The sequence below is a fragment of the Hahella sp. KA22 genome (assembly GCF_004135205.1).
In the GTDB taxonomy this organism is placed as follows: Bacteria; Pseudomonadota; Gammaproteobacteria; order Pseudomonadales; family Oleiphilaceae; genus Hahella.
The window spans coordinates 5,981,437-5,996,883 of the sequence record NZ_CP035490.1 but is presented as its reverse complement, the minus strand read 5'-3'; the positions used below and the strand labels follow the sequence as shown (position 1 = coordinate 5,996,883).

At 50.0% G+C, this 15,447-nt stretch carries 14 protein-coding genes; 2 read left to right on the top strand and 12 right to left on the bottom strand.

Annotated features, from left to right (window positions below; translation table 11 throughout):
* Nucleotides 1–5 precede the first annotated feature (5 nt).
* The 6 genes from EUZ85_RS26480 to EUZ85_RS26455 all read right to left on the bottom strand — a co-directional run bounded on the left by EUZ85_RS26480 (nucleotide 6) and on the right by EUZ85_RS26455 (nucleotide 5,837).
* A complete protein-coding gene (locus EUZ85_RS26480; RefSeq protein ID WP_127973138.1) occupies nucleotides 6–872 on the bottom strand; it encodes an MBL fold metallo-hydrolase in 867 nt (288 codons plus the stop codon).
* Nucleotides 841–1,821 (bottom strand): NAD(P)-dependent oxidoreductase, encoded by a 981-nt coding sequence (locus tag EUZ85_RS26475; protein ID WP_127973137.1) that lies wholly within the window; start codon nucleotides 1,819–1,821, stop codon nucleotides 841–843. Before EUZ85_RS26475 ends, EUZ85_RS26480 begins: the two co-directional genes overlap by 32 nt.
* On the bottom strand, nucleotides 1,818–2,804 hold the full coding sequence (locus tag EUZ85_RS26470; protein ID WP_206617955.1) for a 3-oxoacyl-[acyl-carrier-protein] synthase III C-terminal domain-containing protein: 987 nt from the start codon (nucleotides 2,802–2,804) through the stop codon (nucleotides 1,818–1,820). The genes EUZ85_RS26475 and EUZ85_RS26470 overlap by 4 nt, the downstream gene beginning before the upstream one ends.
* A 434-nt stretch (nucleotides 2,805–3,238) precedes the next feature.
* Nucleotides 3,239–3,727 carry an acyl-CoA thioesterase gene (locus tag EUZ85_RS26465; RefSeq protein ID WP_127973136.1) on the bottom strand — a complete coding sequence of 163 codons (489 nt, stop codon included), beginning with the start codon at nucleotides 3,725–3,727 and terminating at the stop codon, nucleotides 3,239–3,241.
* Between the two features lie 239 nt (nucleotides 3,728–3,966).
* Nucleotides 3,967–4,659, bottom strand: a complete 693-nt coding sequence (locus tag EUZ85_RS26460) for a hypothetical protein (protein ID WP_127973135.1) — start codon at nucleotides 4,657–4,659, stop codon at nucleotides 3,967–3,969.
* The gene (locus EUZ85_RS26455; protein ID WP_127973134.1) at nucleotides 4,653–5,837 is read right to left on the bottom strand and encodes a hypothetical protein; all 1,185 of its coding nucleotides are present in this window, start codon (nucleotides 5,835–5,837) and stop codon (nucleotides 4,653–4,655) included. The genes EUZ85_RS26460 and EUZ85_RS26455 overlap by 7 nt, the downstream gene beginning before the upstream one ends.
* A 288-nt stretch (nucleotides 5,838–6,125) precedes the next feature.
* Here EUZ85_RS26455 and EUZ85_RS26450 point away from each other — a divergent pair, with 288 nt between their 5' ends.
* Complete coding sequence (locus tag EUZ85_RS26450; RefSeq protein ID WP_206617954.1) at nucleotides 6,126–6,857, top strand: 4'-phosphopantetheinyl transferase; 732 nt, start codon at nucleotides 6,126–6,128, stop codon at nucleotides 6,855–6,857.
* Nucleotides 6,858–6,867: 10 nt separating this feature from the next.
* Here the strand turns inward: EUZ85_RS26450 and EUZ85_RS26445 are convergent, their stop codons facing one another.
* From EUZ85_RS26445 to EUZ85_RS26420, 6 genes are all read right to left on the bottom strand, one after another.
* Nucleotides 6,868–7,782, bottom strand: a complete 915-nt coding sequence (locus EUZ85_RS26445; RefSeq protein ID WP_127973133.1) for a pirin family protein — start codon at nucleotides 7,780–7,782, stop codon at nucleotides 6,868–6,870.
* A gap of 87 nt (nucleotides 7,783–7,869) precedes the next feature.
* Entirely contained in the window at nucleotides 7,870–8,472 is a 603-nt protein-coding gene (locus EUZ85_RS26440) for an SAP domain-containing protein (protein ID WP_127973132.1), read from the bottom strand.
* A gap of 672 nt (nucleotides 8,473–9,144) precedes the next feature.
* On the bottom strand, nucleotides 9,145–10,548 hold the full coding sequence (locus EUZ85_RS26435) for a PQQ-binding-like beta-propeller repeat protein (RefSeq protein ID WP_127973131.1): 1,404 nt from the start codon (nucleotides 10,546–10,548) through the stop codon (nucleotides 9,145–9,147).
* Nucleotides 10,505–12,793, bottom strand: coding sequence for a PEP/pyruvate-binding domain-containing protein (locus EUZ85_RS26430; RefSeq protein ID WP_127973130.1), 2,289 nt, complete (start codon nucleotides 12,791–12,793; stop codon nucleotides 10,505–10,507). The genes EUZ85_RS26435 and EUZ85_RS26430 overlap by 44 nt, the downstream gene beginning before the upstream one ends.
* Nucleotides 12,794–13,167: 374 nt before the next feature.
* Nucleotides 13,168–14,031, bottom strand: coding sequence for a hypothetical protein (locus EUZ85_RS26425; protein ID WP_127973129.1), 864 nt, complete (start codon nucleotides 14,029–14,031; stop codon nucleotides 13,168–13,170).
* A gap of 164 nt (nucleotides 14,032–14,195) precedes the next feature.
* Entirely contained in the window at nucleotides 14,196–14,642 is a 447-nt protein-coding gene (locus tag EUZ85_RS26420) for a helix-turn-helix domain-containing protein (RefSeq protein WP_255509298.1), read from the bottom strand.
* 120 nt (nucleotides 14,643–14,762) lie between these two features.
* Here EUZ85_RS26420 and tmpT point away from each other — a divergent pair, with 120 nt between their 5' ends.
* Nucleotides 14,763–15,401, top strand: coding sequence for a thiopurine S-methyltransferase (gene tmpT, locus EUZ85_RS26415; protein WP_127973128.1), 639 nt, complete (start codon nucleotides 14,763–14,765; stop codon nucleotides 15,399–15,401).
* Nucleotides 15,402–15,447 lie beyond the last annotated feature (46 nt).

Below are 15,447 nucleotides of genomic sequence, written 5' to 3'. Positions count from 1 at the left end.
GAGCCTTAACTAAGCCAGCCTTGCTGTATTAGTGCGCCTAGCGTGTCCTGGCAATGGGACGGCGCGAATATGACTTTGTCCGCCATGTCGCGATAGCAGCGACGCAGTTTTTCCAGCGTGTCGCGATAAGCCTTGCGGTCATCGCAGATAATGTTCGCCAGCCAATGCTGATCCACACCGTCGCGCAGGTTGTCCACCAGCCAGCAGGCGTCTGCGAGCAGAAACAGGAATTTGTCCTGCAAGCGAACGAGTAGTCCCATCTGGCCGGCGGCGTGGCCGGGCAGGGCGACAAGATACAGCGTCTGATCGCCGAACAGATCGCGAGCGCCCAGTCCCAGAGGTTGCGTCGGCATTTCCAGGATATCGGCCAGATCCAACGGAAAACTCTCCGTGAATGACAGGCGCGCTTCCGCCTGAGCGGGAAGTAAATCTCTCAGATAGCCTTTACGCAGACGACGCAGTCGTCCGGTTTGCGTCAGAAATCGGTGGCCAGCGGGATGGCAGTGCAGGGTCGCCTTTTCAAAGTCGCAGACGCCAGCGATGTGGTCGGCGTGAAAGTGGGACAGCACCACATGTCTGACCTGATCCGCGAGGATTTTCTGCGTCGCCAATTGCTCTTTCAGGCTTTCTCCGTGTTGCAGCGAGCAGGGCGTCGCCAGCGCATAAAAGCGCTCAGGATAATGCTGTGTGCATTGGGAAAAGCGCTGGTGGTAGCCAGTATCAAACAGCAGGACGCCTTCCTGGGGATGCTCGACCACGGCGACTCCGGCGGGGAACTTGCGCGGCGCCAGGCCTAACCCCGGTTTCACCATAAAGCCGGGGTGCACGCAATGGCCTGCCTCAAACAGCCTGACTTTGACGCCAGTGGACATAGCGCTCGATTCCTTCAGCAATGGATACGGCGGGCGCGTAGCCAAGCTGGGTGCGCGCTTTGGAAATATCCAGGGTTTGATGGTAGTGGAACAGGCCCGCGCTGTAGCGGGTCAGCTTGGGCTCAGGTCGTCCGGGCAGGTGCGTCCGCAGCCACTCTGCGCCGGCGATCACTGGCGCCAGCGCGCCATAGGGGAGCGTTTTAATCGGCGTAGGCCGCCCCATCGCGTTGAAAAGCTGGGTGAGCGCATCCAGCAACCGCACAGGCTCACCATTGCTGATGTTGAAGACGGAGCCGCGTTCCACTGGCTGTTGCAACGCCAGGATCGCCGCATCGGCGACATTATCGACGTAAGTGAGGTCAATTTCGGGATTGCGGGCGGAAGGCAACCAGAGAACGCCTTTGCGCACAGCGCTTATGATGCGGGGCAAAATGGCGTTGTCATGAGGGCCGAATATGCCTCGTGGCCGCAGGATAACCGTATGCAGCGGACTGGCGGTGACAAGATGCTCGGCACGGGCTTTGGTGGCGGCGTAGTCATTACAGAAACGAGGGCCAAGAGGCTGGGTTTCTGGAATATTCAGCGCATCGCGGAACTGAAAATACAGGCTGGGGGTGGAAATGTGCACGAACTTCTGCACCCCGTTAGCCTCCGCCGCTGCGAGGATATTAATGGTTCCGTCGACATTGGCGGCTTCGAACTCCTCGCGCGCTCCCCAGGGGCTCGATAGCGCCGCACAGTGGATGACCGCGTCTACGCCTTTGCAGGCTTGATGCAGAAGCGCCTGCTGCTGCAGGGCCGCTGGGGAAAATTCAGCGCCGGTCTCCGAGGCGATTCGCGCTCCCAGAGATTGATTCCGGCCCATAAAACGGATGTCGAAGCGATCCTGATACTTGCGCACGATAGACTGGCCTAACATACCGGTCCCGCCGGTCACCAGTATCTTCACAGACTTAGCACTCCCAACCCCAGCGACAGGCCCGCCGCTGAGCCGAACAACATCACTAGCTCACCGCGGGCGACGTGCTTGTTGCGCAGCAGGTGGTCCAATGCAATGGGCAGTGACGCGGCGACCTGGTTGCCCATGGTCGCAAACAAGTTAACCACTTTGTCCTCATCCAGACCGAGCCGGTGAACCAAGTGCGCGAGACCTGCGTGACTGGCTTGGTGAGGCACGATATGGGCGATATCGGATAGCGTGAGCTGTGCTTTTCCCAGGCCTTGGCGGATGAAGTCTGGCGCGAGTTTGGAGACCATTTTGTAGAGCGCTTTGCCATGCATTTCGAAGTAGCTGCCTTCCGCAACCGCGTCCATGGGATTACGCGTGGGATGCAAGCCGCTGCCGCCTGCGCGAATCTGACATAGGGAATATCCCTCCGGGTAAGTCTGAAACAGACTGGTCAGCAATCCCGCGCTATCCTTGGAGGCTTCCAGCACAAACGCGGCGGCGCCGTCTGCGAACAGGGTGGCTGTCTCGGGTTTGGTGTCCTGAACGCCAATCTTGGCCACTTCGCTGGAGACGATCATCACCCGGCGATAGCGGTCGCTGGCGATGGCGCAATGACTGAACTCAAGCGCCGCCAGGAACGACAGGCAACTGGCGTTGACGTCCATTGTGGCCAACGACTCTGCGATCTGCAGTTCCGCTAAGACGCCGGCGGCGTTGTAGGGAAGCGCCTGATGGGAGGTGCCGCTGGCGCACACCAGCAAGTCGATGTCCGCCCACTGTAATTCTGCTCTGTCCAGGGCGGCGCTGGCGGCTTCCGCTCCCATAAACAGCGCGGACTCGCCTGGGGAAGCGTAATGGCGGTAATCCACGCCGTAGCGTCTACGGCTGGTTCCAGGCTCCAGACTTAATCGTTGATCCAGTTCTTCCGCTGAAATCCTGCCCTGTGGGAGATAAGAGGCGCTGGACCGTATAACAAATGACATCTTAAATCTCGTGCAAAGTGTTTTGAGAAACCACGTACAAACACCTTTCTACCGAATCCGGTATTCCGCGTCAGTGTACCCTTTGTCTTTAAACTCCTGTTTCGGTGGCGACCACCCGCCATGCTTGGCCGATAGATCCTCATCCATACTTGATTTTTGCGAAACTGTCGAGAAATTAAGCGATATTGACGTTGAAGATGTTTTGTCAAAGCCCTGCGTCGCAACATGGAATGAGGCCTAAACCTGGACAGGCTGGCCGGTTTCAAACATTGCGACGGAGCGTGGCTCGGGCGGGCATATTAGTGGAAAACCGAGGGGACCGAAACAGCAAAATTGAGGCGAAAGTGTTAGGGTTTGTAGAGTCTGCTTTAGCTTTTGGTCAACGAGCAGGTCGCCCCTGATCTTAAGGCGGCCTGCTTGAGGTAGGCGAGCGGTTACTCGTTGAAGTAGTCCTTCATTTCCTCGTCGATTTCCTGACGCAGGCTCATCAGCTTCAAGGCGTAGTCGCGCAGCTTGACGTCTTTCTTGGTTTTCGGCTCCCAGGTTGGCACTTTCACCGGTTTACCATCACGATCAATGGCGACGAAGATCATGATGCAGTGCGTGGCTTTTTTGCGTTCTTGCTCAATAGGATCACGGCAATATACGTCGATAGCGAGGTGCAGACTGCTCTGGCCGGTGTAGATCACCTTGGCTTGCACTTCCACCAACATGCCGATATGGATAGGGCAAATAAAGCGGATGCCGCCCACATAAGCGGTCACGCAATAGCGTCCGCTCCATCCGGCTGCGCAGGCGTAACCGGCGAGGTCAATCCATTTCATCACCACGCCGCCGTGCACTTTGCCCCCGAAGTTGACGTCGGTGGGCTCCGCGAGAAACTGCAGCGTCAGTTGTCGTTTATCCGTCGTTTGCGATGACATGGCTTTACCTTGTTAACTGCTCAAAAACGTCAGGCAATGCGCTCTGTATATCAAAGTATTTGTCGCCTGATTAAATAATAGCTGTCGAAGCACTATAAAGCCCGCTAACTGTCTGGATAATTAGACATACGATCTAAGCATTAACCCTGTCGGACTAAAGGTTAAGTGAGCAGAGGGGAGCGGAGATTGATGATTGGGAGGAAGGAGAAACGGCGCACCATGCAATGCGCCGTTTGAAGTTACTTGTACTTCTCCATTTCCGCCAGAGTTTCTGGGGAATATTGGATGTGGAAGTGTTCGAGGAAGTCATCAATATAGCCATCCAGCATTTTGTCCACTTCCTCCTTCGGGGCTATATGGTCTTCTACAAATCCGGAAAGTATGATCGTAAAGTGAAGGCATAGATCACTGGTAATAGGCGTGTTTACCCAGTAATAAAGACGGTGAATATCCAGACTTCCAAATCGTCCTTTCAACCAAGGCATTCCGTCTTTTTTAAATGCCTTTAAATCACCGGTGTTGGTGGGCCGCCAAAAGGATGGACTGCCTTCGCCAGCACTTTGAAATACCGCTTCAAAATAGTTCAATAGCCACTTTTGGTAGTCTTGGGGGTCTAATAGGCTTTTCAAGTTATGCTGGTTGATATCTACTCTCCATAGATTCATGCCGAGCATGAAACTTCCAGCTAATAAATCACTATTTATGAAACGATATTCCCAGTTTGCATCTACAAGCTCTAGTGAAGAAAATCCGATGCTAGCGTGACTTTCAAAACCTGAATCGCACGACAAATCAATGTGAGACGCAATATACGGATTACTATTGGAAAGCTTTTCGGGCAGTCTAAACGTTACAGCTATATCCGATGCGTCAATAGTTGTTATTGGTGCATTCTTATAGTCTGGGCCTGAAATAGGGCCTAGGTTTACCATTTATACATTCCTGTTGCTTGTTTTACGATTTCATCAAAAGTGTAATGTCTTGGCAAGTGCATCGAGTTATGGGCTTTGCTAAAGGTTTTGCTTGCATCGTGCGTGTCGTTTAAGAACGATAGTGCGGCTCTACTATAGTCCTTATTTTGATTTTTACTGAGTTCTTGGATCTCACCAGATATGTTTTTTCTGGAAATTGCCATATTGATGGCGCTTGCGCGAGACATTTTGCTTGTTGCCAGGACTGGTTGATCGTCAAAATGTGCACCAAGCTTATTGAGTCTTCTTAGGACTAAGCTGGGGTCTGTACTAGGGTCTACTATCTGAAATTTATGCTGCTCAAGCAGATCCTTTCTTCCAGAAAGGCCTGCCGGAATGCTGTTTATAGCCATTTCAAGCAATTTAACTCCGTTGCCAATAATAAGCCAACTTAGCTTTTTACTTTTCCCCATAATCCGCCTGTGCTTTGCTGTATCTATGAATACATCTACTAGCTTCTTGGCTGCAGACTCAGGATCGTGGGTTTTTAAGGCCGGAGTTATCCAAACCCCAAGGTCGTTTACGAAGTGTGTTGGGTTGTAAAATAGGCTGAACCCTTGCTTATCTCCATAGTCTGTCTTTGGTATATGCGTTTTTAATATGTTGTTGGCGGCTGCTTCTATTCCTTCGCTTTCACCATTTATCGCCGCAAAATTATATTTGCTGTCTATGTAGCTGTTAGGGCAATGAGTTATGGATGCGCGAGATGATCCCGGTAGAGGGTTTACATTATATAGCCCGGATTGGTTGGTATCTTGAGTGTATGCTGGACGAATATTTGTAATGTAAACGCCAGCTTTGACAGGTCCATCCTGAATTATCTTGTAAAATATTTGGACGTGCTTGATTAGGATCATATGCTCAAATGCGCTTTTGAGATTACTGCAGCTTTGCAAGCCACCGGCTATTCCTTTAAGCGCGACTATTTGCTTAATAATTTCTGTGCCGTCAAAAGTGTCAGGATTAATAAGGGTCATGAATATTGGAATTAGACCTGTATTGATGAAAACCTTTCGGCCTGATTTTCCCTGAGTATCTTTGCTAAAGAATATGAACTCACCTTGCTGACCACCTTGTCTCAAGGGTTTTTGGGGAGCGAAAGGGGCGATGCCGAAGCGGGCTTGACTGTCAAAACTCATCTGCAAACATTCCTGTTAAGTATCAAAAAAACAAAAGATTAACAAGATGATGAGACAGCCGTGGGGGATTGCAGTAGTAGCTCTTGGCTGTGCAGGTTCGGCGCCTCATCCCTAAGGAAAATTGGATGAAATTTTATTCGATTCACCGATTTCTGAAACTGGGCATGGGGGTTAGGCTATATGGATTAATTCTCGTCTGACTTGTTTTTGGCTGGGGCGCGAACGAAAGTCGCTATGAGTGGATTCGGCTAGTATCATGGCGCTTTTGTATGGCCAAGGGGCACGGAAGTGGACGACCGCGTGTTGAGCGATTCAACTGACCTGTACATCAAGCATCTCTCTGAGCGAAAAATTCCCGGGTTTCCGGGGGTATGCTTCCAATGTGAGTTTTCTGTGGATCGCTATTCAGATGACATGGTGAACCATCTTCTTGGGACGGACTTGCCTGCCTCAATGGACAGGGCGGTGGTGAAACGCAGAGCTGAGTTTTTAGCAGGACGCTATTTGGCGCGGCGAGCGTTAATGTCGTTAGAGGCGACTGATCTTTCTGTCGGGATTGGCGAGAACCGTGCGCCTGTTTGGCCTGAGTCATTCACCGGATCAATCAGTCATGCGCAGGACATGGCTATTTGCGCTGTAGCTTGTAGTGATCGGGTAAAAAGCGTCGGCATTGATGTGGAGAATATGCTCAGCGAAAAAGTGGCTGCGGATATTGTTGGATCTATTCTCACCAAAGCGGAGCATGGGTTTGTTGGTAGTGCTGAACGCCCTGATCCTAAGGCGCTGACTTTGATTTTTTCGGCCAAAGAAAGTTTATTCAAAGCGCTCTATACAGAGGTTGGCTATTACTTTGGATTTGAAGCGGCGAAGATGCTCTCTATTGATTGGCGGTCGGGCATGTTTCGCTTGGAATTACTGCAAACGCTCACTGATGCGCTACCTTCCGGGAGTCAGTTTGAGGGACGTTTCGAGATTGATGAGCAGCGTGTTTTGACTGTCATCGTACGCAGCCATGAGTGAATTTTTCAGCTTATTCCGGTAAAGGAATAAACTCCTCCTCATCCCCTGGAACCTTCGGAAAACATCCGTTTTTCCAGTCTTGTTTAGCTTGTTCAATACGCTCATTGCGACTGGAAACGAAGTTCCAGTCGATGAAGCGTTTATGGAAGGATTCGCCGCCGATAAGAACGAGGCGAGTGTCCTGAGTTGCTTCCAGGGTGACGTTGGGTTCGTTGGAGAAGAACGCCATAGCGTATTGTGGAAGCAAGTTGTCCCTGGCTCTCAGTTCGCCCTGCGCCACATAAACGGCGCGTTCTTCCGTCTGTGGCAGTGTGAAGGTTTGTCCCGGTTGCAGGTGGGCTTCCAGGTATAAGGTTTCTGCAAAGACTTTGACCGGGGAGGCCACGCCGCATGCGCTGCCCATCATCACCCTCACGTCGACGCCGTCAACGGTGACCTGTGGAATGCTTGCGCCGGGGTAATGGTAAAAAGCCGGTTCGATTTCCTCCTGGTCTACTGGCAGCGCAAGCCAAAGTTGCAGTCCATGCACGCTGTGATCCTTATTGCGTATTTCCGGTCTTTCACGCTCTGAATGCACAATGCCTCGTCCTGCGACCATGAGATTTATATCTCCGGGCTGGATTGGCTGAACGCTTCCCAGAGAGTCCCGGTGCAGTATCTCGCCGTCAAACAGATAGGTCACAGTCGCGATGCCAATATGGGGGTGTGGGCGGACGTTAATGCCATCTCCTGTGGGGAAATGGGCTGGCCCCATATGATCGAAGAAGACCCATGGCCCCACCATTTTGCGTTTGGCGGTAGGCAATGTCCTGCGCACCGAAAAGCCGCCGAGATCTTTCACCCTGGGCTCGATAATCAGCTGGATTGCGCCGCAACAGTCTTTGACGTCACATTCATATTCGTTCTGTCTGGTCAGATTGCTCATCGTGTCTCCTGGGCGGCTGCTTCACATTGGTAATGCGGGGTGGATTCTATTCAGGATAGTTATTTTCGCGCCACTCCGCCCAGGCGTTTAGCCTTTGCTCTGTTTGTAAGCTTGATAGGTTTTCTGCGTAGGCATGACTTTGAGCGTCTCCCAGGCCGCCATGGCGTCTGCCCTTGTTGCGCTCATATTTGCTGGGTCCGCCAGGAAGTCGGTAATAAAGTTGTTGAAGCGAGTTGAGGGAATGCGCGGCAACTTTCCAGGCGTCGTCATTAACTGGAACAGCTTATCCACCAGATCCTGATAAGTGATGCGCTGGTTGGCGCCGATCTGCGCCTTGCGCCAGTCATTCAGCCAATACCACTGACCGGATTTGTCTTTCAGTTGCGGATCGCGCTTGGCGATTTCCTCACGCAAAAACGCTTTGGTGGCTTTATCGCTGACGTAGTTAACGACGAAGGAGTCCGCCGCCAGTTTATCGCGAGCGCCGCTGGCCTGCCGATTAGCGACGTTCTTTGGCAGCTCGCCCTGATCGACGCCGAACAAATGAGATTTAATATGCTGCTCAATTTCGTTCTTGCGTAACGAACCGGTTTTGATCCCCAGGGACTGGGCGAACTCTTTTAATTCCGTGGCGTAGAAATACCCGTTCTCGAATTCTTCCTGTGATATGCCTTTATGAAGTTTGGTCAAAACGGCTCCTTGCTAATTTTTTATTCCCTGCTAGGGGTCTCAAATTCAGCTTAACTTGATTTTCTACTAAAAATTCACTTTCTGCGCGCAGCTAAGTATACAGCTATGCAGGTTATGATCGATGTGACGAGAAAGAGTGATAATGTAACGCTCATTATATAGTCTGCGTTATCAGCTCGTTGTTCTTCATGCAAAAATGGAGTCGCCAGAAGGTTGTAGCTAAATATAAATATCAAAAAATTGGCAGCGAAGCTGAAGATAGAAATTGTGGCGGTAAATACGAGTTGTTTACGCACTATTTTAGCTCCCAAAACCATATTTCTTTACTTTTGTTTAGATCTGAGACGATGCCAAAGAACTCAATGACAGAACGGTATAGCATTGATCCTCCTGTTATCTCACTTTTATTCCATAGAAAGGGCTCCGTCTCGTATAACGAATCGACTTAAAGTAAAACATCTATGATTTACTGGCGCAATCAGATTTAGTTTGCCTATGTGGACTAGTCCGGGAGAGGTTTCTACAGAAATGGTTATGATATTGGAATGTGGCTCTTCGTCGTCTCGTCCGGATAAATTCCTTACAAGACAATAAAGATAAGGCGAGCGTAGTTTTATATCTTCTCGCCTTACTTTGATGGGACTAATAGGGACTAATTACTATCTCAAACCCCTATATCTTCGCCGACTTATAAATACTCCCCTTCATACTAAACAGGTAGAAGGCGTCTTCTTTGACGAGGGGGTCTGCGTAGATGAGTTCGTCCTGGGCGAAGTCTACGTTTTCCCGGACTTCGCCGCTTTTCATGTTGATGATGAGTACGCCGCCGGTGCGTTTGGCGTAGATGATTTCCTTGTCGTTATAGAATTGTAGAGAGGAGTAAGAGCCTTTTTTGATGTCTGACTCGATTTCCCACTCAAGTTTGTTGTTGATGGCGTTCCAGGCGTACAGATTGCCGTAGTAGTCATTGAAGTAGATGGTGTCGTTTTTAACGATAGGTTTGCCCACGACAGGGTAATTGATGACGAGAGAATGGGCTCTTTCTCCAGATTGGGTGAAGCAAGAAAGACCGCCGACATGGGTGTCGATATGAATTTCGCCCTGGATAAAACAGACATCATCCTTTACTTGAACGGGACCATACCAGGCGGATAAAGGCAGTTCTTTTTTCCAGACGATAGAACCGTCTTTCAGGTTCAATTTGTAAGCGAACGGTCTGTTGATGCTGAAGCCTTCTCTGGGAATGCCGCTGCCGATATAGACGTAGTCGCCCTGCACCAGCGCGAAGCCGTCCATGTGGCCGCCTTTGAACTGCCAGATCTCTTCCATAGTATCGGGATTAATAGCGTAAAGGCCATCATCTCCCGCTGTCTGCAGCAGGTAATCCTTGCCATCGGCATTAGTGAATACGGGAAATATTTCTGTGTGGCCGTTGGTCCTGAAGTGCGCAACAACCTGCTTTTTCTCCGGGTCGAACTTATACACGCCCATGCTGTGAGACTGATGCAAGCCTTCCCCAAAATATAGATACCCCTTATAAAGAGTGGGGCTGGGAGAGAGAAACTTGCCGAAGAACAGCTTGTTTTTGATCGTGCCAGTGTCGGCGTCGGCGACGTATAAGTAACCTTCATTGGTGCCGAAGAAAAGCTCGCCATCAACAATAGTCCCCCGCGCGAACACTCCTTCGTTTTCCAGGGACTGTTGCCAAAGCGTCCGGTCGCCCTGTTTGGCTTTCTGGTGATAGGTGGTGTCCGAGTTGGCGAACTTCTGCACCGCCTGCGGCACGGGGCCGTTTTTCACGTAATCAACGCCAAGGTAGCCGCCGTAAATCGCCAGATTCAGCGCCGCCGCGGCCAACAGCACTTTCGGCTTGAGCAGCAGCTCCAGCAGCTTTTTGGGGCCTTCGGCTTTCAGCTTCACGCCGAACATTCCGGCTATAAAGGTGGCTACCACACTAAGGGCGGTTCCCAAAAAGGCCAGGGGCAATAATACCGTTGGAACTATAGCGTATTGATAACCTTCGCTGAGGGTATTAGATGATGCGGATAGTTCCATCATTTCCGTCAAGCCAAACATTCTCTCCTCCTTTAAATTTGTTATGGCAGTTGATGATTCCACTGACAGCAGGAATTCCCATTTCTCTCGCAACAATGGCGCAGTGCGACAGCACGCCGCCTTTTGAAACAATAATGCCCTTGGCCTTGGTGAAGATCGGCGTCCAGCCTGGATCAGTGGATTCCGCCACTACAATCGGGTTCGCCGGCCATTTGATATTTTTCCATTTGTTTGGATCGTTGATGACCAGCACTTCTCCTTTGACCAGCCCGGGAGAGATGCCTTCGCCTTTCAGGTTATCGTTCTGTGGTTGCTGGTTATTCAGGACATTCTCAATTTCCTGAATGGAGGTGACGGCGGAAAAATTGAAATGCTTGAACAGCTTGGATTTGAGTTTGCGTTCTTCAATGCGCGATGCATACGCGGCTTTATCGAAGCGGATGATTTCTTCCGCGTTCAACCAGAAAATATCATTGGAAGGCAATTCATAGCGCTTGCCGAATTCCAGCAGGATGTAGCGGAAATGGGCGAAGGGTTTGAGGATCGCCATTTTCCATTTTTCCCGTAATTCCAGCAGCTCTTTCAGAAGCTGCCATTCTTCTAGAACCAGTGTTTTTTTGAAGGTTTTAAACTGGTTTATTTCTTCTTCGACATCAATAAAGGTGTGGTTGTTTTTGCCTTTTTCATATTCCTCCACGCTGAGATCGTAGAAGGCGTCCTCACCCAGTTCGATCCAGCGTTTGGATATCAGATCCAGTTCGCCAGGGCCGCGATGACCGTATTTTTCCAGAAACATGCCCCGTAACTCAGGCTTGGCGCAGGCCTTTTTGAAATAGCGGCCCATCTCAAAGGTTTCGGTTCTAATGCCGTTGCCGGTCCATTGCCGTATCAGTTCCGCGGCTTTCTGATCGTTAAAGATGTTCGCCAACAGTGAGTGCAGGGTTTGAATCGTGGTCTCGGTCAGGGAAATCAGAATGTATGGCCAGACCAGGGTATCTCGGGTGAAAACGATCATCTCTTTCAGCAGGCGGCCTTTTAGGTCGTCGTCGCTCCAGGTCTGGTAGTAGCTAAGATCATTTGGCCTGTCCATGATGGTGGAGAAACTTATCAGATCCTTGCTGGCGAGATTGATGAACTCTTTCCTGTGCGTGTTCACGCTCAGGCCCGCCGAGACCATTTTGAAGACGGTCTTGGGAGTGTAGAGAATGGTCTTCAGATTGATCTTGGAGACATGGAACTTCAGGTGAGGTCTGGGCAGCGGCTCGATGGAGTAGGGCATGGGCCCGAAATAGAGCGGCGCCAGTTGTGTGAGGTTGACGTAATTCTTGCCAAAGACGTTATCCAGAATCGACTCGCCTTCTTTCATGTCGCGAAAGCCCAGATAGCCGATTTTCTGCAGCGCTTTATCGAAGGCGGCGTTCTTCTTGAACGAGTCGCTCCAAAGCTCGGTGGAGAAAATGCTCGGGTTGATCGAAAGCTCGGCGAAGGTTTGTCCATCCCAGGTGGTGTCTTTGCTGTACTGGGTTTTCAGGCGCTCCAGCTCCTCCAGGCCGAATTTCTTGATCTGCGAGATGGAATTCTTGGCGGTGATGGGCCGGGCTTGCAACAGGTATACGATGTCCTTGTCGTCAATCGCCCACTCGATATCAAAGTCCTGGTTATATTTTTCTTCCAGTTGTCGCGACACGTTGACGATCTCATCAACCAGCTCCGGTTTGATGTCGTCGCTGTGGCTGTTTTCATGGATCTGCCTGGGCGTCTTTTTGCCGGAGACAAGGTCTTCTCCCACGCCGTTGATATATTCCAGCAGCCAGCCGTTGTCTTCATCTCTGGGATCTTTGGTGAAGAAAACCCCAGCGTATTTGGCGTCGATCATTTGCTGGATCACGACATTCATCGGGACGGCTTTGGCGGAACCGAGGAAGTGTTTGCGGTAGGTCGTGGAAGACTCCTTGAGAATAGAGTCAAAGCAGTTGTTAATAGCGTTGTTCAGGTCTTCCCGTGTTCTGATAAACAGGAACGTGGAATTTTGCCCGGCGAAGCTGTGTTCTTTGGAATCCTCTCCGGTTGCGGAACTGCGTACGGCGACGCAAAAGTTATCGCCTAATGTTTGGTAAATGGTTGCAAGCTCTTCCTGGCTGGGTTTGGCGTCCAAGATAAAACCATCGGGGACGCGTATTCCCATTTGCGTCATCATCGCCAGCATATAAGCCTTGCCGCCTACCTCTGTTTTTTCTTCTGGTAGTGACGAAAAAGAATAAATCACAATAACTCCCTTTAATTGCAAAATATATTTTAATTAAATTTTGTCGAGCTACAACATACCATGGCTGTTTTAAACTTCATCCGTATTAAATGCGGGTTGTTTGTTTTTTTGAGGTTATGATTTTTTAATTTTAAATTAATGTCTGGCAGGAAAGTGTTAACCCATTAGATGTGTGGGTTTTCTATTTGTTTGAAGTTGTTTTTCCTGACCAGGAATAAATTATAGGTAATGCTTTGGGGGAGGCGTATCTGTATTTTTCATTGTTATTTTTTCCTTAGTTGTATTACCCGGAAAGGTAGCACTGGCTTCCATTAAACGTCCTGATTTGGATCAGTTTTATTGGCGTGGTCCAAAGCGGTGTGGGATGTTTCATGTTAGAGCCACTTCATAGAAATTGGTGGGCAGGCTTCGCTGCTGGGAGGAATAAGTTTCATTGAGGACATTACATACTCAAATACTTGGCCAAAGTACGGCTCTTCAACATATTGCACCATATCCAACGCCACAAATTGCTCTCTAAGCTGGCTTGCGGCTATCCAGCGCCAGCGCTTTTCCCAATCTTGGGATTTCTTCTCTTTGAGTAAACACGCCCGGAAATCTCCTTGCTTGTAACACACTGCGCTTTCAGCGAGCCGGTTATACTCCGCCCCTGAGTGATTGAAGACAATTTCAGGGAGTGTTAGCTCTTGTGAGTGCATACAAGTCACTCTTATCTCCGCCAGAATTTTATCGTCCTGTGAAAAAGTGAAATATAGAGAGTTTGTCGACTCCATATGATTTTCCCGCCATTCGTCTGGAATGGACAGTGTTATGCCTGGCGTCGCGTCATGGTGAACACCCGCATTTTGGTCAAACTGTCTGGTAGGACGGAATGGCGGCTGTCCATCAAAATACCCCGTGTGCAGGGAAATTGCGCTTTTCAATTCCCTGTCGAACTCTGCGGAAACCAAGTAGCCGGCGATAAAGAGAATGACGCTAATTGAGCTGTGCACAAATATTGCTTTGGTGGCGAAGCGAGTGAATCCGATTACGACAATAAGAAGAAGAGGGATGAATAGGAGGGAATATTTTAGTACTGAGCTGCTTGCAGATGTTTCTGAGTAAAAGTGGATATAAGGAGAAACAGTAAAAAGCCATAATCCTAGTAGTGCGCCGATCATGGTGCGAGCGTGAGGGTTGTGGTTTTTATAGCCGACGTACGCCGCAAAAAATAAAAAAGGTATGAAGAATAAATCCATTTTATACAGTCTAAATTCGTTTCAGTGGTGAGGATAAATAATAAGTATAAAGACTGATCGTTGCTTTCACTATCATGCACATTGCATAGGCGACTGAATAATTTGTATATCTGAAAGCCAGAGCAAAATAGTGAGCAATGCTAAAGCCATAATTCGAAATTTATTTACCTCGCACAGGAATGCTGTGATCCATTTTTGTCTATTTTCTTTTGCTGAGCCTTATCCACCACATTCAAAATACGCAGAAAAGTAGGACATTCCAGATGGCTGGGCGCAGGACACTCTGCGGCGTGACGCAGGCCGTCGCGCATGACGGAAAGCCGCTGTATCTGCCTGTCAATTTCATCCGCTTTCGCAATGAGCCGCCTGCGGTCGATATCAACGCCTTTCGGTGTGAGCATGGCTGCGATTTCCTCCAGAGAAAATCCGGCGTTGCGTCCCAAGGAAATCAGCGCAAGTCTTTGCAGAATACCCGCGTCATATATCCTACGCAGGCCATTTCTCCCAATCGGCTGGATAAGCTGTTTCTCTTCGTAGAAACGCAAGGTGGAAGCGGGCAGTCCGGACAGTTTGACGACCTCGCCGATATCCATGGTTTTTCTGTCGGGCATTTATGCTTGACCTCAAGTCGACTTGAGCTTGTATGCTATCTCCACACATTCAGAGGAGCAACGCGCAGTCTTGTTAGATATCGGCGCGATGTCCCTTTATCGGCTACAAGAGGAATGATTATGGATGCAAATTTCTGGCATGAAAGATGGGCGGAAAACAATACTCCCTTCCACCAAAGCGATGCCAATCCACAGCTGGTCGCTAACTTTGACAGGCTTGATTTAGACGAAGGTAGTCGCGTTTTTGTACCTCTGTGCGGTAAAACCCTGGATATTTCCTGGCTGCTCTCAAAGGGCCATCCCGTGGTCGGTTGTGAGCTGAGCGAAATGGCCATCGAGCAGCTCTTCGAGGAACTGGGCGTGACGCCTGCAATATCAGAAATCGCCGCCGGCAAACACTACAGTGCAGAGAATCTGGATATTATCGTTGGCGACTTCTTCGATCTAACCGTTGAAACACTAGGACATGTCGACGCCACCTACGATCGCGCCGCCCTGGTGGCGCTACCAAAACCCATGCGGGACAGCTACGCCAAACACCTAGTGGCGCTCACCAATAACGCCCCCCAACTCATGCTCTGTTATCAGTACGATCAAACCCAAATGGACGGCCCTCCATTTTCGATAAGTGCCGAAGAAGTCCAACATCACTACGCCGACAGCTATGCGTTAACAGCACTTGCAACGGTTGGGGTGGAAGGCGGCTTGAGAGAACTGACTGAAGTGACGGAGACGGTTTGGTTGTTGGAGAGCAGGTGAGCTTCGACACCCAGAAGCACTCAGGGCTGACTCGTTCAAGTGTCAG

Excerpts from the sequence above, each read along its gene's own strand:
- EUZ85_RS26480 (WP_127973138.1), bottom strand. The coding sequence starts at position 872 with ATGTCCACTGGCGTCAAAGTCAGGCTGTTTGAGGCAGGCCATTGCGTG.
- EUZ85_RS26470 (WP_206617955.1), bottom strand. The coding sequence starts at position 2,804 with ATGTCATTTGTTATACGGTCCAGCGCCTCTTATCTCCCACAGGGCAGG.
- EUZ85_RS26465 (WP_127973136.1), bottom strand. The coding sequence starts at position 3,727 with ATGTCATCGCAAACGACGGATAAACGACAACTGACGCTGCAGTTTCTC.
- EUZ85_RS26460 (WP_127973135.1), bottom strand. The coding sequence starts at position 4,659 with ATGGTAAACCTAGGCCCTATTTCAGGCCCAGACTATAAGAATGCACCA.
- EUZ85_RS26455 (WP_127973134.1), bottom strand. The coding sequence starts at position 5,837 with ATGAGTTTTGACAGTCAAGCCCGCTTCGGCATCGCCCCTTTCGCTCCC.
- EUZ85_RS26445 (WP_127973133.1), bottom strand. The coding sequence starts at position 7,782 with ATGAGCAATCTGACCAGACAGAACGAATATGAATGTGACGTCAAAGAC.
- EUZ85_RS26435 (WP_127973131.1), bottom strand. The coding sequence starts at position 10,548 with ATGTTTGGCTTGACGGAAATGATGGAACTATCCGCATCATCTAATACC.
- EUZ85_RS26425 (WP_127973129.1), bottom strand. The coding sequence starts at position 14,031 with ATGGATTTATTCTTCATACCTTTTTTATTTTTTGCGGCGTACGTCGGC.
- EUZ85_RS26420 (WP_255509298.1), bottom strand. The coding sequence starts at position 14,642 with ATGCCCGACAGAAAAACCATGGATATCGGCGAGGTCGTCAAACTGTCC.
- tmpT (WP_127973128.1), top strand. The coding sequence starts at position 14,763 with ATGGATGCAAATTTCTGGCATGAAAGATGGGCGGAAAACAATACTCCC.